14 protein-coding genes are annotated in these 21,116 nt (G+C 45.4%); 8 read left to right on the plus strand and 6 right to left on the minus strand.

Translation table 11 applies throughout. The features are described from left to right. The first annotated feature begins 192 nt into the window (after positions 1–192). Positions 193–1,731, plus strand: coding sequence for a SagB/ThcOx family dehydrogenase (locus QUA88_RS23165; RefSeq protein WP_333057298.1), 1,539 nt, complete (start codon positions 193–195; stop codon positions 1,729–1,731). Between the two features lie 378 nt (positions 1,732–2,109). Here QUA88_RS23165 and mnmE read toward each other — a convergent pair whose 3' ends face one another. Both mnmE and QUA88_RS23175 read right to left on the minus strand, forming a co-directional pair. Beyond that, positions 2,110–3,495, minus strand: a complete 1,386-nt coding sequence (gene mnmE / locus QUA88_RS23170; RefSeq protein ID WP_333211085.1) for a tRNA uridine-5-carboxymethylaminomethyl(34) synthesis GTPase MnmE — start codon at positions 3,493–3,495, stop codon at positions 2,110–2,112. Positions 3,496–3,545: 50 nt separating this feature from the next. Then, positions 3,546–3,755 (minus strand): hypothetical protein, encoded by a 210-nt coding sequence (locus tag QUA88_RS23175; protein ID WP_333057296.1) that lies wholly within the window; start codon positions 3,753–3,755, stop codon positions 3,546–3,548. A 502-nt stretch (positions 3,756–4,257) separates the two neighbouring features. Between QUA88_RS23175 and QUA88_RS23180 the strand changes: the two genes are divergently transcribed. Together QUA88_RS23180 and QUA88_RS23185 are read left to right on the plus strand one after the other, a co-directional pair. Further along, positions 4,258–6,456, plus strand: coding sequence for a tetratricopeptide repeat protein (locus tag QUA88_RS23180; protein WP_333274063.1), 2,199 nt, complete (start codon positions 4,258–4,260; stop codon positions 6,454–6,456). Positions 6,457–6,609: 153 nt separating this feature from the next. Continuing rightward, the gene (locus QUA88_RS23185) at positions 6,610–8,799 is read left to right on the plus strand and encodes a tetratricopeptide repeat protein (RefSeq protein ID WP_333057293.1); all 2,190 of its coding nucleotides are present in this window, start codon (positions 6,610–6,612) and stop codon (positions 8,797–8,799) included. Between the two features lie 499 nt (positions 8,800–9,298). Here the strand turns inward: QUA88_RS23185 and QUA88_RS23190 are convergent, their stop codons facing one another. The 4 genes from QUA88_RS23190 to QUA88_RS23205 form a co-directional block, all read right to left on the minus strand. Further along, complete coding sequence (locus QUA88_RS23190) at positions 9,299–10,732, minus strand: protein adenylyltransferase SelO family protein (RefSeq protein ID WP_333274066.1); 1,434 nt, start codon at positions 10,730–10,732, stop codon at positions 9,299–9,301. Positions 10,733–11,289: 557 nt separating this feature from the next. Further along, the gene (locus tag QUA88_RS23195) at positions 11,290–13,701 is read right to left on the minus strand and encodes a GH116 family glycosyl hydrolase (protein WP_333274069.1); all 2,412 of its coding nucleotides are present in this window, start codon (positions 13,699–13,701) and stop codon (positions 11,290–11,292) included. A 284-nt stretch (positions 13,702–13,985) separates the two neighbouring features. Beyond that, positions 13,986–14,591 carry a Uma2 family endonuclease gene (locus QUA88_RS23200; protein WP_333058342.1) on the minus strand — a complete coding sequence of 202 codons (606 nt, stop codon included), beginning with the start codon at positions 14,589–14,591 and terminating at the stop codon, positions 13,986–13,988. 41 nt (positions 14,592–14,632) lie between these two features. After that, positions 14,633–15,178: a gamma carbonic anhydrase family protein gene (locus QUA88_RS23205; protein ID WP_333274072.1), complete on the minus strand. Its 546-nt coding sequence runs from the start codon at positions 15,176–15,178 to the stop codon at positions 14,633–14,635. A gap of 106 nt (positions 15,179–15,284) precedes the next feature. Between QUA88_RS23205 and QUA88_RS23210 the strand changes: the two genes are divergently transcribed. From QUA88_RS23210 to QUA88_RS23230, 5 genes are all read left to right on the plus strand, one after another. Further along, positions 15,285–15,794, plus strand: coding sequence for a TIGR02652 family protein (locus tag QUA88_RS23210; RefSeq protein WP_015175878.1), 510 nt, complete (start codon positions 15,285–15,287; stop codon positions 15,792–15,794). Between the two features lie 190 nt (positions 15,795–15,984). Next, the gene (locus QUA88_RS23215) at positions 15,985–16,419 is read left to right on the plus strand and encodes a VOC family protein (protein ID WP_333040106.1); all 435 of its coding nucleotides are present in this window, start codon (positions 15,985–15,987) and stop codon (positions 16,417–16,419) included. Between the two features lie 217 nt (positions 16,420–16,636). After that, on the plus strand, positions 16,637–18,607 hold the full coding sequence (locus QUA88_RS23220; RefSeq protein ID WP_333274075.1) for a heavy metal translocating P-type ATPase: 1,971 nt from the start codon (positions 16,637–16,639) through the stop codon (positions 18,605–18,607). A gap of 70 nt (positions 18,608–18,677) precedes the next feature. Continuing rightward, a complete protein-coding gene (locus QUA88_RS23225) occupies positions 18,678–19,598 on the plus strand; it encodes a vitamin K epoxide reductase family protein (protein ID WP_333274078.1) in 921 nt (306 codons plus the stop codon). 180 nt (positions 19,599–19,778) lie between these two features. Continuing rightward, positions 19,779–21,083: an Nramp family divalent metal transporter gene (locus QUA88_RS23230; RefSeq protein ID WP_333274080.1), complete on the plus strand. Its 1,305-nt coding sequence runs from the start codon at positions 19,779–19,781 to the stop codon at positions 21,081–21,083. The last annotated feature ends 33 nt before the right edge of the window (positions 21,084–21,116 follow it).

Consider the following 21,116-nt stretch of genomic DNA (forward strand, 5'->3'; position numbering starts at 1 on the left):
CCATAACAGTAATTAATGGTTATTATTCTGCGTATTTATACTTAGGCATATTCTTATGTTAAGCTTGTGTAACAACAGTCGCATTTTTTCTAAGATTTTTTTTATATTTGTAAATTTCTGCCTTGCTTAACCAGTAAGCGGTTAGTAATGTCAAGATCGATCGAGAAACCAAAGCCAATCCTCTACTGAAATATGCCAGAACTTCCTCTCTCCATTGCTCAGCACTACCACGAACGGACAAAATACGACCCTGAAACCATTGCTGCTAAAAGCAAACAGCTAGATTGGACAGAGCAACCTGTGCCTTTCAAAGAATATAAAATTGGAGCGTATTTTGACCTCAAGCCTTATCTCAAAGACCCCTCGGAGGATGCCGATGCCGATCCCGATGCCGCTTGGTGGCATCGGTTATCTAGCTTGTTGCTGTGCAGCTACGGGTTGACGGCGAAAGTGCAGACGGTAGACGACAGCTACCTGTATTTGCGATCCGCACCGTCGGCGGGTGGACTCTACCCAGCAGAGGTTTATTTAATTTCCCGTGGCACTGCCCAGTTGCCGGCCGGACTCTACAACTATCAGTGCAGAACTCATTCACTTGTTCATTTTTGGGACAGTCAAGTTTGGCCGACATTGCAAGCAGCTTGTTTCCAGTCGCCCGCGCTAGAAAATACCCAATTGGCGATCGCCATTACCACTGTTTTTTTCCGTTCTTCTTGGCGTTACGAAGACCGAGCTTATCGGCGAATTTTTCTAGACACCGGTCATTTATTGAGCAATATCGAGTTAGCTTGCGCCGTCAACGATTACCGACCTCACCTGATTGGAGGATTCGCCGACGAAGCTGTCAATGAATTACTGTACATCGACTCGGATCAAGAAGGAGCAATTTGTGTAGTTGCTTTAGCCGACTTGCTAGATATTGACCAAAACTTGCCTAAATTTAAAACAGCTTTGCCCGGAAACACCACCACTGATTACCCGAAAATTTCCGAAGGTCAACTGTTAAAATACCTCCACAAAGCGACGCATTTAGAATCAGACCCTACCGGATCTGACGGCTGGAAAGTTGATGAAAATGAAGGGGAATTAGAAGATAAATACAACTTTCCCTTTTGTACTAAAGTTTCGACTGTCACTCCTTCGATTCCTTGGGGAGTGAACCTGGAAACTTTAGAAAACACTATGCTCAAAAGGCGTTCGACCCGTGCTTATACAGGTGCTTCTTTGAGCTTGGGCGAACTGCTAGCTATGCTGGATTTTACTTACCAGCCGCAGCACTATATCGACCAAGGATTAGACGGTAATCCAGACTATTTCGATCTAAGTTTGATCGAGACTTTTATTGCTGTTTCGGGAGTGCATGGGTTAGAAGAAGGCTGTTACTATTACGCTCCGAAAGCTCAAGAATTGCGGCAAATTCGGTTTAAGAATTTCCGCAGGGAATTGCATTTTTTGTGTTTGGGGCAAGACTTGGGCAGAGATGCGGGGGCGCTGTTATTTCACACGGCGGATTTGAACAGGGCTGTAGCAAAATATGGCGATCGAGTTTACCGCTATTTGCACATGGACGCGGGTCATTTGGGCCAGCGGTTGAATTTAGCAGCTATGCAACTGCGTTTGGGTGTCAGCGGTATCGCGGGCTTTTTTGACGATCGCGTCAATGACGTTCTCGGTATTCCTGCGGGAGAGGCTGTGCTTTATATTACCAGTCTGGGAAGACCTCGATCGTGACAATAAGTTAGTTGTTATTTGTCAGTAGTATTGCTTCACTAAGCCCAGGCGCATCTAAATTTTACAGTCAAGTTTGAGGAAATTAGGATCGTGGATTAAATAACTTCCGTAGGTTGGGTTGAGGAACGAAACCCAACGCCACGCTTAATTGTTGGGTTTCGTTCCTCAACCCAACCTACAAAAAATGCAAGTTATTTAATTCTCATTCCTTAACATCTTACACTATTCTCAAGAACAGGCAAGATGCCTGTTCCACAAAGAGTGAAATTCTGTGTTCCACAAATAGTGAAATTCTTGTGGGGTGGGCGTCCCGCCCGCCCTAAAAATACAACTTAAATGCGAGACAGCTTACCTATTTAATTTACTCTTTTCCTATTACTATTTGCCAATGCAAAACCTGCTAAATATTCTGTCCAGCACTGATTCTGTCACTTCTTCGCCCGTAACTTCCCCCAATGCTTGAATTGCACCGCGCAAATCTATTGTCCAGAAATCTAAAGGCAATTTGTTGTTCATAGTCTCTGTGCATTGTTCCAGAGAAATTTTAGCTTTAGTTAAGGCCGCTGCTTGTCGCTGGTTGATTGCTAAGTCGGAGTTGGCTGCTTGCAAATTTCCCCCGCTGACAGCATCTAAAATTGCTGTTTCTAAGTCTTCTATGCCTCGGTCGATGGCGGCGGCTGTGGTAACTATTGGGTGAATTTCTGAGGAAAAAGGTAGTTCGGGGAGGGTTTTTACTAAGTCGATTTTGTTGATAATTATAATTAGCTGGCGGTGCTTTACTTGTTCGTAAATTTCCGAATCGCCCTCTGTCCAACCAGATGTCGCGTCAATTGTCAACAACACTAAATCGGCTTGTTTTGCTGCTGCGCGCGATCGCTCAACGCCAATTTTTTCTACCTTGTCTTCGGTTTCTCGAATGCCCGCAGTATCGAGCACCTGCACCGGAATGCCGCCCACAACTAGCTGCGATTCTACCACATCCCGCGTCGTACCGGGCAAATCCGTGACGATCGCCCGATCGCTCTTACTCCACGCATTCAACAAACTCGATTTTCCCACATTCGGCCGCCCAACAATCGCTACTTTCAAACCGGTTCTCAACAATTCTCCGCGATCTGCCGTCGCCAAAATTGTTGACAATTCCTCCAAAACATGATTTATTTCCAAAGATGTTTTAGCTTCATCTAAAGGCGGCAAATCTTCCTCAAAATCAATTCTCGCCTCAATTTCTGCCAACACGTCCAAACAAGTTGTTCTCAATTTGCGAATGGGCTGCGCTAATTTTCCCTGCAAACTGGCCAAAGCACTTTGTGCAGCAGCGGGCGATTTTGCTCCCACCAAATCTGAGATACTTTCAGCTTGAGTTAAATCCAGCCTCCCGTTCAAAAAAGCCCGCAGCGAAAACTCTCCTGGCGCGGCTAATCTCGCCCCATGTTCCAAACACAACTGCAAGACTTGCTGCACAGCCATAATGCCACCGTGACAGTGAAATTCCACCACATCTTCGCGAGTAAAAGAACGCGGCGCTTTCATGATTAGCAGCAAAGCTTCATCGACTACTTCTTGAGTTTTGGGGCGGCGGATGTGGCCGTAAAGAATGCGGTGAGACTCCCAAATTTGCCGTCCTGGGGCGCGAAACAGAGTTTCGGCAATTTTTAAGGCTGCGGAACCGGAAACTCGCACAATGCCGACGCTGCCTTGTTGGGGAACTATGGCGGTGGCGATCGCTGCGATCGTTCCTCCTTTTGTTAGTGATTCAGACATTTTTATTGTTCACACATTTAAAAGTTCTCTCAATCTCCTGTTTTTGAGTATCAGGCAATTGCTTCTCGGTATTTGAGAGTATAAATCTCTAGTTCGTCATTCAAAAAATTAAAATAGTCGCCCTTTAGGGCAAAATGCACCAGTTTCCGGGTCGAAGCGTAGGAGATATTTGGTAATCTTTTCCCTAGAATCGCTAATTGCTCGTCGGCTGCGAGAGACCAGATAACTTGAATTAGGGATTCAACCACTTGTACGTTCATTTGACTGACCTCCGGCTTGGTTGTTAAATTATACATATCTCATTGACAGGATAAACAATTTCAGCATTTTTTTTCTAAAATATTAGAAGAGCGTGGCAACAGCGATGGACTTGGCTAGCCAATCCGATCGCCCGTTTGTCCAGTCAGTCGATTTTAGATTTTAGATTGACTCCACAAATGAATCGGGTAGCTTGAACAGGGGTCTAAAATTTTGGGAGGCTAACGACTCCTGTCGGAAAGCAACTATCGGTTTTTGGGTAGGAGTCACGGATCGATCGAACTTAAATTACTCAGCCAAATATTTTGGCTATTCTGATTTCATGCGATAATGGAAAATTGACAATCAAGCATCCAGGATACAAGCCCCCGGATTCATCCGTGGAGAAAGAAAAAACCTGTATCCGATGAAACTTGCCCCCCGAATTTATCTGTGGGGTCAATGCTTCAATCTAAAATCTAAAATCTAAAATCTAAAATCGATTGACAGGGTAGAGGGCAAAGTATGATTGGTCAACTTCTAGACAGACGTTACCGCATCATTAAAGTCACAGACTCAAGTGAGGTGGGAAAAACTTATCTAGCAGCAGATACTCACCGTCCCGGGTATCCGCAATGCACGGTTAGAGAAATGCGGCTACCCGGCACAAGTTCGCAAACTCCAGAATTAGTCAAAGTTTTATTTCAAAGAAACGCCGAAATAATTGAAAAATTGGGAAAACACGACAAAATCCCGGAATTATTGGCGTATTTTGAGGAAAATCAAAGTTTATACTTAATTGAAGAATTTATTGCCGGATTACCTTTAAGTCAAGAACTAATACCCGGTCAACCTTGGGATGAAGACCAAGTAATTAATCTGCTATCAGAAATATTAGAAATTTTGGTGTTCATCCACGAGAAGGGTTTTATTCACCGCAGAATTCAACCAGACAGAGCGATCCGGCGCGAGTCTGACGGCAAATTTGTATTGGTAGACTTTAGCTTAGACAAAGAAATTAACCCGGAACTTGCTAACTGTCATTTGTTGTCGCAAACTTCCCCGAACTCTGTTAAACGGCCTGTGGCAAAAAAACAGGATTTGGCGGCTCAGGAATTATACGTGCCGATCGAGCAATTGAGCGGCAACCCCCGTTACAATAGCGACATCTACGCTCTAGGTACGATCGCCCAGATTGCCGTCACGGGACTCTCACCCAACGAACTGAGTGCCTTAAAAAACAACAAAAACGAAATTCCCTGGCGAAACCGGGCAACTTGTTCGGTCGCCCTAGCAGATATTATCGATCGAATGGTGCGCCCCGACTGCGAGGAACGTTATCAGGAGGCCGCCGAAGTTTTAGCAGACCTCAAACAAATCGCCGTAAAATTGGAGGTTGAGCCGCCGCCAGCCACAATCATCACGGACGCTATGAGTCAACCGCGAAGACAAAGCCAAACCAAACTGCTGCTGTTGGCTGCAACAGCGGCAGCTTTAATCTTGACTGCACTGATGATTTACTTTTGGCAGAGTCAAAGTCCGGCGAGGTCAAAAGAATTGTTGGCCCGCGGCGTTACCAAGGCGCAGCAAGGGGACACAACAGGCGCGATCGCCGATTATACTCAAGCGATCGCCCTGAATGCCAGCGATGCGGAAACTTACTACAAGCGGGCAAACGCTCGCTACGACACGGGCGCCACCGAGGAAGCAATACAGGATTACACGCAAGCAATTAAAGTCAATCCCAGCCACACCAAAGCTCTCTACAATCGAGGTATGGCCCGCCTCGACATCGGGGACAAGCGGGGGGCCGTGGAAGATTTCACCCAAGTAGTGCGACTCAATCCCAGCGACGGTGAGGCCTACTCTCAGCGGGGTTTGGCCTACTACGATTTGGGCGACTACCGCACAGCAATTGAAGACTACACTCAGGCAATTCGGCTCAGTCCCAACGATGCTACAGCTTACAGCAATCGGGGTTTAGCTCGATCGGCAGCAGGCGACAAAACAGGAGCAATGGCAGATTTTACTCAAGCCCTGCAAATTAGCCCCAAACAAGCTGGCGTATACTACAGTCGTGGTCGAGCGAGATTTAATCTGGCAGATTATCAAGGAGCGATGGAAGATTATACTAAGGCGATCGAATTACAACCCGATCTCGCCGATGCTTATACCAATCGGTGCAGCGCTTACTTGAATTTAGCCACCTACGACAAAGCGATTGCAGATTGCACCGAAGGAATTCGCCTCGATCCAAAAGATGAAGCAGCTTACAACAACCGCTGCATTGCTTATCTGAATTTAAAACAATATCAAAAGGCCAGCGAAGATTGCAGTTTGACGATCGGACTCAACGGCAACAATCCCAAAGCATACAGCAATCGAGGATTAGCTCGATCGGCTTCAGGAGACAAGCAGGGAGCTTTAGAAGATTTTACTCAAGCAATTCGGCTCAATCCCAGCGATGCAGTAGCTTACAGCAATCGCGGTACTATTTACTCAGAACTAAAAAATTACCCTTTAGCAGTTGAGGATTTCGCTCACTCGCTGCGGCTCAACCCCAACAATGCTAGCGCTTTTTATAGCCGGGGCCTCGTCCGCCGCCAACTCAAAGACCGTGCTGGGGCGATCGAGGATTTTCAGAAAGCTGCAACCCTCTTTCTAGAACAAGGAAGAGCCGATGGTTTCCAAAACGCACAATCACAAATCAACGACCCTAAATAAACTATTAGTCACCATTCAGATGTTAAAAAAAGCAGAAAAAAGTCAGAAGGGAGAAGAAAAAAGGAAGAAACAAGAAAGCAAAATTACCAATTACCAATTACAAATTACAAATTACCAATTCCCCGTTACCAATTCTAAATTATAGATATGAACATGGTTGGTCAACTTTTAGACAGGCGTTATCGCGTAGTGCAAATTCTCAGTTCAGGAGCTTTTGGACAGACTTATTTAGCTGTCGATACTCGCCGACCGGGCCATCCTCAATGTGTAGTCAAACAACTGCGCCCTCCCAGCAACACTTCCACAGTTCTCAAAACAGCTTATCGCTTATTTAAACAAGAAGCAGAAATATTAGAAAAGCTGGGAAAACACGATCAAATTCCATTTTTACTAGCTTATTTTGAAGAAGCGAATCAATTCTACCTCGTTGAAGAGTTTGTCCCCGGACACGCCCTAAATAGGGAAATTGTGGCCGGTCAACCTTGGCGAGAAGAACGAGTGCTGGATCTGTTGCAAGAAGTGTTACAAGTTCTCGCCTTCGTACACTCTCAGGGAGTGATTCACCGCGATGTTAATCCCTCCAACTTAATCCGCCGCAAACCAGACGGCAAATTAGTTTTAATTGACTTTGGTTCGGTTAAAGAAGTTGCAAGTCACGTCAGTGACTACGATACCGAATTTCCGCGCACCATTGCTACTGGTACTCCGGCTTATATGCCGATCGAACAATTTCAAGGCAACCCGCAATTTAGCAGTGACCTCTATGCAGTCGGGATGATGGCAGTCCAAGCTATCACTGGTTTACCCGGTACGGATTTGCCAAAATTGCAAGATCCGAGTCCTTCTCATACCGGGGAAATTGTTTGGCGAAACCGAGCTCAATGTTCTGTGGGATTAGCCAATATAATTGACAAAATGGTCTGTCACCAATTTGCCAAGCGCTATCAATCTGCGGATGAAGTTTTGCTAGCTCTGAGCAAGTTGAGACACCGCCAAGAACCGATGAATCCGGCTCACAAGAAAAGTATGGCTCCCACCTTAGTTTCTTCTGATAGTTTTTCGTCACGTTTGGGAAGTCGATTTTGGTTGCTGATTTTGGCAGGCGTCGGGGCGGCAATAGTTCTGATATTTCTGTTTAGTTACTGGCGCCGCCCGAATCCGATTAAAGCTCAGGAATATTACGAACAGGGAGTGGAAAAGTCTCGCAATAAAGATGCGGATGCAGCTTTGCAGGCTTTTAATAAGTCAATTCAATTGAATCCTAAAAATGCTGAGAGTTTTTACCAGCGCGGTAATGCTAATTATGATTTACAAAAATATCAAGAAGCAATTGCAGATTATTCTCAGGCGATCGCTCTCAATCCTAAATATGTTCAGGCTTATTTTAACCGCGGCCTAGCCCGTCACGATTTTAACGACACGCGCGGGGCGATAGAGGATTACACTCAAGCTCTGAATCTCCAGCCCAAGGATGCTGATACATATTATGAAAGAGGAGTTGCTTATTTAGAACTGCAAGATTACAAGATGGCTATTCAGGATTTTAATGAAGTAATTCGGTTGCAGCCGAACCTGGTTAAAGCTTATCATTCGCGGGGGTTGGCTCGTGCTGGGAGTGGCGATTTGCAGGGGGCGATTGGAGATTATACTGAAGCAATTAAACTTGATGCTAAGAATGTTGATGCTTTCTACAGTCGGGGGAGAGCTCGCTTTCACCTAGGAGATTATCAGGGAGCTTTGGCGGATTATTCTCAGGTAATTGCGATCGATCCCAAGAGTGGAGATGCTTACGCTAATCGTTGTAGCACCCAGTTGAATTTAGGAGCGCATCAAGCGGCAATTGACGATTGTACTCAGGCAATTTCGCTGAGCGAGGAGGATGGGGTTCCTTACAACAATCGCTGCATTGCTTATTTAAATTTGAAGGATTATCCCAAAGCAATTGCCGATTGCACTCAAGCGCTGACAGTGAATCCGAATGATTTTAATGCTTTTAACAATCGCGGTTTAGCTCGCAGCGCCGGGGGTGACGCCCAGGGGGCGATCGCAGATTTTACAGCAGCAATCGGGTTCAATCCCAACAATGCTGAAGCTTACGCCAATCGGGCTAAGATTTATCACGAGTTAAAGAATTACAATAGTGCGATCGCAGATTACGTGCAAGCTATTCGGATCAGTCCTAATTATGCTGCTGCTTACTACGGTAGAGGCATGGTTCGTAGCTCCTTGGGAGACAAAGCAGGAGCAATTAGCGATTTAGAAAAAGCTGGCAAAATGTTTCTCGATCAAGGACTTACTGGCGGTTACAAAGATGCACAATTTGAGATTGAAAAACTCAAGTAGTCAATCGATTTTAGATTTTAGATTTTAGATTTTAGATTAAAGAATTGAAGCATTGACCCCACGGATAAATACGTTCGGCAAGTTTCATCGGATACAGGTTTTTTACAGCATATTCCATGTATATTTAGTACACACAATCTTGTAGTAAGTAAGGTGCGTCGCCACCAGTCAATCTGCAAGTTCTATTTAAAAGGTCGCAGATCCGCACCCTACATATTAAAATCACACAACATAAATATAGCAGCTACTGTACTTCATCAACCACCGAATATGCTGTATTTCTCCGTCCTGATTCTGCTTTCGGAATGAATCCGGGGGCTTGTATCCTGGATGCTTTCGGTCATTAGTCATTAGTCATTATTTCTCGGTGTTATATTTCTTATGTGGCAGATTTTTATAATCTCAGATTGCTCCGGGGCTGGTTCACGCTAATCTTTAATACCAACAGAAAATGCAGGTGAACCAGCCATTACGCGCTATTAATTCAAGCTATTATCAATCAATTTTCTGGGTCTTGCAGTCTCTTCACCAACTCATAAAACGGTTCCCAATTATCATCAATAGCTATCGGTTCCCAAACAGCCTCAATCGTCGGTCTCAACAGCGATTGTTCGGGATTGTGCCGCAGCAACCTGTCCGCCATTTTGTCCATATCATCCGCCGACAAACTTTGCAAAACGTGATAATAAAACTGTCGCCAAGGTGCTATCAAGTCCGCCGGTTCCGCCTCAGTAAAAATTAGACTAGCATCATCTCGCCAAGTGCCAGAAAACTGTCTTCGCAGTTCAAAAAAGAAATCGTGATAGCCTACTTGAGACTCCGCCAGCATTTTAATTGTCACCTTCAACAACTCATCTCCATCAGCTTCTGGCAAATCCTCAAATCCCAATCTATTTAGCATCAACCGCCGATAAGCTGCATTATAATAATCGCCAAACTTTGCCAAACCCGCATCCATATCAGCTTGAGGAATCGCCGCTGCTAGCGGTTCCTGAAGCTTCTCTAAATTGTCCCTACAAATCAACGGTTGATTGCCGTAACAATAAAGACCCGAATAGTCAAAATAAGCTGCTGTAAATTGCGGCTTGTAAGTTGGGATAAAAGCGAAAGGCCCGTAATCGAAACTTTCTCCTGTAATTGACATATTATCAGTATTCAGCACGGCCTGGCAAAATCCTGCCGCCATCCACTGAGCGACTAATTCAGCTACTCGCTTGACTAAATCTGCATAAAACAGGGCGTACTTTTCCTGCGGCGAAACACCCGCATTGGTTGCTTCTAAATGCAGTTCAGGGTAGTAATATTCAATAACAAAATCTAAAAGTTTTTTAGTTAAATCCGGGCGGCGGATATAGTGCAATCTTTCAAAAGTTCCAAACCTGATGTGAGAATGACTGAAACGCACCATTACGGACGATCGCGTCGGAGATGGTTCGTCCCCCCGCCACAAAGCATCTCCAGTTTCAACTAAACTAAAACAGCGAGATGTTCTAACTCCCAACCGGTGCAAAGCTTCGGCGGCTAAAACTTCGCGAATTCCCCCTTTGAGAGTGAGTCTACCATCACCGCCCCGCGAGTAGGGAGTGCGGCCGGAACCTTTAGTGCCGAAGTCGTAAAGTCTGCCGTCAGTACCGCGAACTTGGCCGTATAAGAAGCCTCTACCATCACCTAAATTGGGGTTATATTGGTTGAATTGATAGCCGTGGTAACGGAGTGCGAGAAAGGGGCGGACGCAGTGAAATTCGCCGAACGCTTCGATAAAATGTTGGTCGGTTACTTGTGCTGGGTCTAAACCCAATATCGGCAATAATTTGTCGTTGCGGAAGCGGAGAATATGCTGCGGAAAATCGGCCGCAGGGACTTCATCAAAATAGTCGCCACCGAGGGATTCGAGGGCGGGTTCGTAGTTGAGGGAAAGCAAAGGATTTGACATTTTTCTATTTTATCTTGAAATTGGCGATCGCTCCAAATTATATACGGGTAAGGTGCGGACTGCATTGGTGTCAACAATCGCCTCAAACCCTTTTTCTCTCTAGTTTATAGCCGAGTTCGATCTCCCTCGCATCCCAGCAGGGCTGTTTCATTTTAAAATTTTAGCATAGCTAAAGTTTGAGCAGGAAACATTAGCGTCTCCCTGGAAGGCTAAAAATTTTAACGGTCAATTTTAGCGATAGTTAAATTAACCGTTTTTCTTGCTAAAAATGGAGTTGATCTCATATCGGATTGACCATAATATCCCGGCCGGGCGGGTTTTTGAGATTGTCAATTATTGGCCGATGTTATTGGTGAACCCGCCCCTACCTGATGAAGGGTAATCGACGGGACATGATATGAAGTCTTAAATTTTTTAAAGTTAAGTGGGATTCACCACCTAATATAGTAATCTAAATCATTTGTGAATTTCTTACTCCCTCCCCACGGGTTCGGGGAGGGTTGGGGTGGGGTCAAAAAAATTACAACTCCTACAAGGATTGCTATCTACCTTTTCCCCTATTTAAAATTAGTCAACACTCCGTAAATCGCCCAAATTGCCATCGCCCGCAAATAGTGACTCGCCCGAAAAGTTCCCCCCGCCGTAATCGCTTCCGGCGTCCGAAACTGCAACCCATTTTCATAAATCTGCTTCACCACCGCATCCGTCAATTTAAACGCTTTCTCCTCCATCCCCATCTGTACCAAAAAAGCCGCCAACCCAAAATTAATACCCGTCCAAACTTCCAAAGGATGAGTCGCATTAGGATTTTCCGGCGAACCGTTCAGCATCACCCCATTTGCCGCACCGAACTCGCCATCGTTGAACTTCAAAAAGCAAGATTCGTACACAGTTTCTAGAGCACTGGCTGCACATTCCGGCGGCACAATATCCGGTAATCCTAACAGTTTCGCGTAAAATTGACCGCACAGTTGGTCGGCCATCACCACTTCGGAATTACTCTCGCTGTCCAAACGGTAATATTGACCGTTCCACAGTTTTTCTTGATAGCTCGGTCTTGCTTGTAGCAGCCAACTGTGATATAATGCTATCTTTGCTTGAGGGTTAGGAATTATCTGCGGTGCTGCATCTTCCAAGATTTCGCCGATCGCGATCGCAGCCTCCAGCGCCGCCAACCACAAACCCCCGCAATAGGCACTTATCCCCCGCATTTGCCAATCATCAAACGTCTGATCCGGTGCTCCAGAATTCTCAGGAATTCCGTCCCCATCCTCATCAAAAGTTTTCAGATAAGCCAAAGCCTCAACAATTGCCGGCCAACACTCTTGCAGAAACTCACAATCTGTGGCGCCAGTCAACAGGAAATCCCGATAAACCTGCAACACAAAATCGCAAGGCAAATCCTTCCACAAATTGCAATCTTGATAGCTAGTATAATTCGTTTTCTCCCAAGGATGTTCGTTAGGAGCACCCAAATCGTGCGGCGTCGCGCCGACAGCTTTTCTAATAGCCGAAGCTTGATTCCAGCCAATAATTCTCGGCGTATCGTCTCCGGCAGAAATTGCCCTAGCAAACGCTAAAACCACCGACTTTTCCAAATCCGGCCACAGCATTAACAAAGCAAAAGAACCGTAAAGCCGCACGTCCAAACTTTCGTACCAGCGGTAATCAATGCACTCCAAAACCGCAAATTGACCCTTGGGATCGCGTTCGTCAGCCGCACTCCAAAGAGTACCGCCGTCTGTGAGGGCGTATAACTCGTTAAACAAAGCCATTTTAAAACTGTCTGACAAATCTTTCCGTTCTAAAATCGGTTTTTGCCAAGCTTCAATATTTTCGCGCCAAGTATCGGAATGCTTCATTGCAGTGCGAATAATCGGCCAAGCATTTTTGCCGTTGCGGCCGAAGAAGTCCGTATAGCGGCGGTAGTACCAAACTCCCGATGCAAACTCAGTAACGGGCAAATCCCAAGCTATAATAAAGGGGATTTTGCGAGTTTTTCCCGGTCGAATAGTAAAGCGAACTGCGATCGCACAAGCCAACTGTTCTCCTGTTGCTGCGGCTGTCTCGTCTTTGTCATCCAACAAGAAACCTTCTGCAGAAAAGTTGCGCCAAACATCCTCGCCATTCCCCGCCGGGTTCCAACGAGTTTGATAGAATACTTCTACCGCCGGATTAGTAATAGTTGCGATCGCCCATTGTCCATCCCCCTCTTGCGGTTCGTCCTCAGCAGTCAACCGCGTCATCACGCAACCGATCCGGTGAAAATCTTCCACCAACAAATTCAAATTTCCGGCACTTTCTCCCCACCGGGATTGATAGTCATAAAATGGACTACCATCATCTCGCACCATCACTTTCGGCGACTTGTTGGCATTAGTAAACCAACCAACAATATTCTCCCAAGTCAGCATGATGCTGAGAGTGATCGGCGCATCTGTAGGATTGTGCGCCACCCATTCAAACATGGCGACTGGGTAACTGCTTTCCTGATAATTGTTCGGCAAAACTGGCGAAAATTGCTCGCAGCTTAATTGAGCATGAAACACATTTTCGTAAACAAACCAACTGCGCGGATACAAAGCATGATAAGTACCAGAATTAGACTCTTCTCTTGTTCCTTCTTTTGGATACCATTTCCAACTCGATAAACTGCCATCGGTAGGCGGTTCAGTGGACAGTGCAAAAGCTTGTTTCTTGCCTTGAGTTTCTTCAAAAACGCTGAACTGACAAGCGGGCAAACTGCGAAAAATGTGCTCGCCGCCGTCAATGTGCCAGAGGTTGAAGTCGCCGCGGGACGATCGCCCGATGCAGCCGGCACCGAACCCGCCCAGAGGCATTCCGTGCCAGGGCCCGTCGTCGAGATTGCTTGCGTAGCGGACTGTATAGGGATTCTCCCAACCGAGGCCGATGGGACGTTTCCAGGTGTGCGGGGGGATGTTTGGAGTAGATGTGCGATCGTTATTCATGTGATTAATCTTAGCGCTCGATCGAGCTTTACAATTTTTTTTATTTTATTTTAAACTTTTATCTATCGAACAAATTCCGAGATTTCCGACGGTTGTTGACTGTAGATTGTTGACTTAAAGTAATTGGGTTCTGGACTCCCGGATTCATCAATTCTCCCATCTCAAATCTCAAATCTCAAATCGCTCGACTGTTGATTGTTGGCCAAAAGCAATTGGGTTCAGGGCTGCCAGATTAATCAATTCTCCAATCTAACATCTAAAATCTAAAATTTGTTGTCGATCGCCTAACGCGGTAGAACATCATCTAACCGCAGTTGCAAGCTGGTTAACAAAGGAGAAATAATCCGATCGCCGAGGCGAAATTGTTGCTGCGTGTAATCTTGGTCAATCAGTTGGCAAACGGTGATAGTAGGTTGTTTTGGTTTACCGATAAAAGCCACGCCTCCCAATCCGCGATAATCAACTATCCAATACTCTGGAATCCCTAAAATAGCATATTCTTCAACTTTTCGGGCATAATCTGTTTCCCAGTTAGTGCTGACGACTTCTACCACCAATTTAATAGATCGTCCCAGCGTAATCACTGGTTCTCTTTCCCAAAGAGGTTCGCTGACAATAGCAGTTTCATCTAATACGACAATATCGGGACGGCGGGCAGTAGCTGCATCTGAAAATGGACGGATCAAACAAGTGCGCGGAATGAACCAAGGTAGTTTTTCGGCTGCGATGGCGATGCCGATTTGAGTTGCTAGTTTACCGCTGACGGTTTCGTGGGGGCCTGTGGGTTCCATGTCAACTAATTCTCCGTCAGCGAGCTCGTAGCGGAAGTTGTCACAATATCGATCGAGGAATGTTTCAAAAGTTAGGATTTTTTGCGCGGTGTAAGCCATTGGAAACAAATAGTTTTTTGCTGAAAATCTTATTCTATCAACTAACCAAATCCCAAATCAGAACCTTTCCCCGCGTGAACCAAAGCCAACTTTTCGTAACGCTTAGCGTGTTCCACCAACTCGGCTGCTTCTTCCTCAGAGACATCCCGCAGGGGTTTGGCAGGCACTCCCGCAACTAGCGTGTGAGGGGGAACGTCTTTGGTGACAACCGCCCCTGCACCGACGATCGAGCCTGTGCCCACCCTCACTCCATCCAGGACGATCGCCCCAATCCCGATCAGGCAGCCCCGTTCAATGTAAGCTGAGTGAATCACGGCTCGGTGTCCCACTGTCACGAAATCTTCCAAAACAGTCGGTTGCCCCGGATCGCCGTGCAGAATTGCTCCATCTTGGATATTGGTACTTGAGCCGATCGCAATTCGCTCTATATCCGCCCGCACCACCGCCCCGTACCAGATACTAGCCCCTGCAGCCACCTCTACCCTGCCGATGACAACAGCGCCTTCAGCGACAAAAGCCGCTTGGGACAGATCGGGTCTGGGCCAATAGGAAGGAAGTGCAGACAGAGGTTCGTTGAGATTGCTCATTAGTTGCTCGATCGTTATACTTCTAGCAGATTAGCTGGTTGTTGATACGGGATATAATAAAAGTATTTGGGACTTTTGCAGAGAAAATATGCTGGGACGCAAATAAATGATTGAAGTTGCCTTGCAATACCCGATGTTTGGCCCGGAAATTCAGTGTCCCCACTGTCGCCAAACAATTCCGGCTCTAACGCTCACGGATACCTATTTGTGTCCGCGTCACGGGGCATTTGAGGCAGATCCAAAAACGGGGGAACTGGTTCACCTTCAGTCTGGGCGGCACTGGCGCCGCTGGGAGAATGAATGGTATCGCCAGCACACGCACCCCGACGGGATTCGGTTTGAAATTCACGAAGCGCTCGATCGACTGTATACTCAAGGCTACCGAGCAACTCGCGTGATCGTTGCCCAACGCTATCGGGACTTAATCAGCGCTTATTTGGAACGCAGCACGCCTTGGCGGGGCCAGTCGGAATCGCCCCGGCCGAGGTTGTACGGTTTGCCTGTGGATTTTAGCCCCGAGCCTCAAGAGGATCCTTGCTGGGAAGTGATTAATTTTGATTTGGAAAAAGAGCCGGGAGTTCCGATTAGATATCCCTATTTTCGGTTGTTTGAATAGTCAGTAGTCAGTAGTCAGCAGTCAGTAGTCAGTAGTCAGTAGTCATTAGTCAGTAGTCATTAGTCATTAGTTAGTTCCTATTCCTAATGCCCAATGCCCAAGGCCCAATGCCCAATGCCCAATGCCCAATGCCCAATGCCCAATTACCCAATCTAAAATCTAAAATCTAAAATCTAAAATCTAAAATCGAATGCACCACGCCTCCATTCGCACTGCTAACATTCACCGGGCGATCGCCTTTTACGAACAGTTGGGATTTACTGTGAGCGATCGCTTTACCACTGGTTACACTCTAGCCTGTTGGATGGAAGGTCTCAACGGACGCATCGAACTAATTCAAATCCCGGAACCAAAACCCGCACCTGATGCTTTCGGAGACGAGCATTATGTTGGATATTATCATTTATCTTTTGATTTAACTGAGGCGACAACTGACTTGCCTAGCTGGTTGCAGTCTCTGAAAGAACGGTTTGAGGAAGCTGCTAAAGACCAACCAAACCAGTTTCAAGCTTTGAAAGTTTTATTAGAACCGACTCAACAGGCGATCGGGCAAAATGTTTACGAAGTAGCTTTTATTGCCGATACTGATGGTTTGCCTTTAGAATTTATCCGGCGGCTTAATTAGTCGATCGCTAATGACTATGGATAATCATTCTCTCTCTCAATCGGAAACTGAGAATAGTTATTACTCTTAATCCCTGGTAACGTTCCCGACCAACTTAACAATATTTTTATAAAATACAGTAGATTTTTAACTCACAATCTACTATATTTTATTTTTGACTATACAATATGAATATCTATTCATACTATCAGGTGTTAAAATAAACCCAGGAAAAACCATGCAAAAAGCCAAATTGAGCGATTCCGGCTGCTGTAGTCACGACGACGACCACGATCGCAGCCATGAGAATCATAACCATGACCACGACCACGGGAACGGAGATTTTAACCTGAATCAAGAATTGATTCCTGTGATATTGGTTGTTGTACTATTTGTCGGCGGTTTAATTTTTGAAGAAAAACTGCACAACACGCCCTATTCTATAGGTGAATATCTGGTTTTCATCCCAGCCTATCTTTTAAGCGGATGGAATGTTTTAACCAGTGCGGGTCGCAACATTCTGCGAGGTCGATTTTTTGATGAAAATTTCTTAATGACTATAGCAACACTCGGCGCTGTGGCTATTCACAAACTCCCGGAAGCAGTCGGGGTGATGTTGTTTTTCAAAATCGGAGAACTTTTTCAAGAATTTGCGGTTGGGCGATCGCGTCAATCGATCCGATCGCTTTTAGAAATTCGCCCAGACAGCGCCAACCTCAAGGCAAAGGGCGAAATCAAAAAAGTTGCACCAGAAACCGTAGCCGTCGGCGAGATCATCCTAGTCAAACCGGGAGAAAAAATTCCCTTAGACGGTGAAATTATAGACGGCAATTCTCAGATTGACACATCTGCACTAACTGGAGAATCAGTACCTCGAACCGTGAAAGCTGGAGAAACAGTTTTAGCAGGAACAATTAACCAGACAGGAGTTCTCACCGTCAAAGTTACCAAACTCTTCGGCGAATCTTCAATATCCCGAATTCTGGAATTAGTAGAAAATGCCAGAAGCAAAAAAGCTGAAACTGAGAAATTTATCACCAAATTTGCCAGTTACTACACGCCTTTTGTAGTATTTGCATCCCTAGCAGTGGCTTTAATTCCGCCTTTGTTCATTTCAGCAGCAACTAATGCAGACAGATTTTTATGGATTTACCGCGCCCTAGTCTTGTTAGTTATTTCCTGCCCTTGCGGATTGGTGATTAGCATTCCTCTGGGATACTTTGGAGGAATTGGCGGTGCAGCCAAGGGCGGTATTTTGGTTAAAGGATCGACTTTTCTAGATACCCTGACATCAGTCAAGACAGTTGTTTTGGACAAAACAGGAACTCTGACCAAAGGAGTTTTTAAAGTAGCACAAATTGTGCCTCAGAATGGTTTTTCCAAAACAGAGTTAATGGAAATAGCGACTAAAGTAGAATCTCAATCAAATCACCCTGTCGCGAAATCTATTCGGGAAGCTTACGGGGGGAAAATAGATTCATCGGATATGAAAGATTACGAAGAAATAGCGGGACACGGCATCCGAGCAAAATTAAATAATCAAATTGTGCTGGCGGGAAATGACCGTTTGCTGCACCGAGAAAACATTGCTCACGATGTCTGCAATGCTGAAGGCACAGTAGTGCATTTAGCGGTAGACAACCGCTACGCTGGGTATATTTTGATTGCTGACGAGCTTAAGGAAGACGCAGTGCAGGCTATTCGCGACCTCAAGAAACTGGGTGTTGAGCGAATAGTGATGCTCACAGGAGATAATCAAGCTGTAGCCGATAGTGTTGCTAAAAAGCTCGGTTTAGATTCCTATTTAGCCGAGTTATTACCAGAAGGAAAAGTCGAGGCGATCGAAAAACTGATCGGTCAATCTAAAAAAGGCGATAAAATTGTCTTTGTTGGAGACGGAATTAATGATGCACCCGTTCTTGCAAGAGCTGATGTGGGCATAGCGATGGGGGGTTTGGGTTCCGATGCGGCGATCGAAACTGCCGATGTTGTGATTATGGCAGATGCACCGTCCAAGGTGGCTGAAGCCATCCAAATTGCCCGAAAAACTCACAATATTGTTTGGCAAAATATCATTTTTGCCATGTTAGTCAAAGGCATATTTATTGCTTTCGGTGCTTTTGGGTTAGCTACAATGTGGGAGGCAGTTTTTGCCGATGTTGGGGTGGCTTTAGCAGCTATTTTCAATGCGACTAGAGTTTTGAAATAGAGTGTTCGCAGGGCGGGCATTGTCCACCTTACGCCACAATTGAAACATACATTTTGAGGTCAAAAATACTATGCGTCGTCAACGTTCTCAGCCCTGGATTCACCGCTATTCTCGTCCCATCACGGCAGGAATTGCCTCGATAGGGGCTGCGATCACTGCTTATCTAACAGCGGTCAAGTTATCCAACGGCACGGCAGTTTGTCCGATCGAAGGCTGCGATATCGTGCTTTCGAGTCCCTATGCCTATGTCTTTGGTTTGCCTCTTTCTTTGTTCGGTTTTTTGGGCTACTTGAGCATGATAGTTTTTGCCGTAGCTCCCCTACTTGTTAATCCCGCAGAACAGAAGAGTCTCCGCTCTAAGTTAGAGTCTTGGACGGGACTATTTCTGTTTGCTGGTAGCACAGCTATGACGATTTTCAGCGGCTATCTGATGTATGTACTGGCTGTTGATATTAAAGCAGCTTGTATTTACTGTATTGCGTCTGCTTTGTTTGCAACTAGCTTGTTTGTCTTAGCATTAATCGGTCGCGAATGGGATGATATCGGGCAACTATTTTTTATAGGAATTCTGGTGTCTATGTTAGTGCTGATTTCCTCTATGGCTCTTTATGCCGATGTCAATAATCTCGGTACAGCTAAGGAAACAAGTATGAATACCACAACATCTTCTGGTACTTCAGAAATTGCTTTAGCCCGACATTTAAAAAGAGTGGGAGCTAAAATGTACGGCTCTTTTACCTGCGATCACTGTCAGATGCAGAAGGAAAGTTTTGGCAAAGAAGCGGCTCGCATTATCAATTATATCGAGTGCAATCCGCAAGGGAAAAATGCTCGCCGCGATCTTTGCGAAGCTGCCAAGATTCAGGGGACTCCTACTTGGGAAATTAATGGTAAGTTTTACCCAGGGCAAAAATCTTTGCAGGAGTTAGCTGATTTATCAGGTTATCAGGGAACTCGCGAATTTAAAAACCTCTCAAATCAGGAACGGTGACAAGAGTGATTTTTGGCGATCGACCTCATCATAGTCGATCGCACACATCTCGGTTCAGGGTCAAAATATACACAACTTAATATATACGGTGACTCTGCCGGATTTCGATCCGACTGATGACATTCCGCTACCTTTGTGAGATTATGAAAAGAATATGAAAATTATTTAACGGTAAAACCAATGACTCACCCCGAAAACAGACCCAGCCTTCCTGAAGTCCACCGCAGCATCCCGGTTCCCAACAGCAAAGGTTTCTGGCGTAAAATGCTGGCTTACGCAGGGCCTGGGTATTTGGTTTCAGTGGGTTACATGGACCCCGGAAACTGGGCGACTGACTTAGCGGGGGGAGCAAAGTTTGGCTATGCGCTATTAAGTGTGATTTTGCTATCTAATTTGATGGCAATTTTGCTGCAATCACTCTGCGTGCGTTTAGGAGTGGCAACGGGACGAGATTTGGCACAAGCTTGTCGAGATTATTTCAGTCCGCGAGTTAGTTTTTTGCTGTGGATACTTTGTGAAATTGCTATTTCGGCTTGCGATTTAGCTGAACTTGTTGGAAGTGCGATCGGACTGCAATTGCTATTTGGCATTCCCTTAGTTTGGGGAGTGTGCATCACTGCACTAGATGTGATAATGGTGTTATTTTTACAAGGTAAAGGCTTTCGTTATATCGAAGCTTTGGTGATTACGATTATTGCAATTATTGGCGGTTGTTTTATTGCCGAAATAATTTTTGCCAAACCAGATGCCGGAGGAGTTTTACTCGGTTATGTTCCCAGCCTAGAGATTTTGCAAAATCAGGCAATGCTTTATATTGCGGTTGGTATTTTGGGGGCAACTGTGATGCCGCACAATCTCTACCTGCATTCGTCGATCGTGCAAACTCGTTCTTGGCAAGAAACTGCGGATAAAAGATGGGAAGCAATTAAATTTGGCACAATTGATTCTACCGTAGCGCTGTCAATAGCTTTGTTTATTAATTCAGCTATTCTGATTTTGTCTGCTGCCAGCTTTCACTTTTCCGGCTATCAAGAAGTAGCAGAAATTCAAGATGCTTACAAACTGCTTTCTCCGGTGCTGGGTGTGGGTTCTGCCAGTGCAATTTTTGCCTTTGCTTTATTGGCTTCGGGGCAGAATTCAACCTTAACTGCAACTCTAGCAGGACAGATTGTGATGGAAGGATTTTTGAATTTTAGGCTGCGGCCTTGGCTGCGGCGCTTGCTGACTCGATTGATTGCAATTGTGCCGGCTTTGATCGTAATTATATTGTTTGGGGAAGGCAGTACAACTAATTTACTGGTTTTCAGTCAAGTGATTCTCAGTTTGCAATTACCCTTTGCAGTAATTCCCTTGGTAATGTTTACCTCAAACCGCAACTTAATGGGAGAGTTTGTGAATCCATTTTGGCTGAAAGCCTTAGCTTGGTTAGTGGCTAGTATTATAGTAGGATTAAATAGTTGGCTGTTATTACAAACCATTTTTTAGCAATCTGAAGCTAGATAAAAATACAAAAATAAA

The organism is Microcoleus sp. D3_18_C2 (assembly GCF_036702395.1).
GTDB lineage: Bacteria > Cyanobacteriota > Cyanobacteriia > Cyanobacteriales > Microcoleaceae > Microcoleus.

Bases quoted from the DNA above. Each gene is read 5' to 3' on its own strand.
- QUA88_RS23165 (WP_333057298.1), top strand. From the start codon at position 193: ATGCCAGAACTTCCTCTCTCCATTGCTCAGCACTACCACGAACGGACA.
- QUA88_RS23175 (WP_333057296.1), bottom strand. From the start codon at position 3,755: ATGAACGTACAAGTGGTTGAATCCCTAATTCAAGTTATCTGGTCTCTC.
- QUA88_RS23180 (WP_333274063.1), top strand. From the start codon at position 4,258: ATGATTGGTCAACTTCTAGACAGACGTTACCGCATCATTAAAGTCACA.
- QUA88_RS23220 (WP_333274075.1), top strand. From the start codon at position 16,637: ATGCAAAAAGCCAAATTGAGCGATTCCGGCTGCTGTAGTCACGACGAC.
- QUA88_RS23190 (WP_333274066.1), bottom strand. From the start codon at position 10,732: ATGTCAAATCCTTTGCTTTCCCTCAACTACGAACCCGCCCTCGAATCC.
- QUA88_RS23210 (WP_015175878.1), top strand. From the start codon at position 15,285: ATGATTGAAGTTGCCTTGCAATACCCGATGTTTGGCCCGGAAATTCAG.
- QUA88_RS23215 (WP_333040106.1), top strand. From the start codon at position 15,985: ATGCACCACGCCTCCATTCGCACTGCTAACATTCACCGGGCGATCGCC.
- QUA88_RS23200 (WP_333058342.1), bottom strand. From the start codon at position 14,591: ATGGCTTACACCGCGCAAAAAATCCTAACTTTTGAAACATTCCTCGAT.
- QUA88_RS23185 (WP_333057293.1), top strand. From the start codon at position 6,610: ATGGTTGGTCAACTTTTAGACAGGCGTTATCGCGTAGTGCAAATTCTC.
- QUA88_RS23225 (WP_333274078.1), top strand. From the start codon at position 18,678: ATGCGTCGTCAACGTTCTCAGCCCTGGATTCACCGCTATTCTCGTCCC.
- mnmE (WP_333211085.1), bottom strand. From the start codon at position 3,495: ATGTCTGAATCACTAACAAAAGGAGGAACGATCGCAGCGATCGCCACC.
- QUA88_RS23195 (WP_333274069.1), bottom strand. From the start codon at position 13,701: ATGAATAACGATCGCACATCTACTCCAAACATCCCCCCGCACACCTGG.
- QUA88_RS23230 (WP_333274080.1), top strand. From the start codon at position 19,779: ATGACTCACCCCGAAAACAGACCCAGCCTTCCTGAAGTCCACCGCAGC.
- QUA88_RS23205 (WP_333274072.1), bottom strand. From the start codon at position 15,178: ATGAGCAATCTCAACGAACCTCTGTCTGCACTTCCTTCCTATTGGCCC.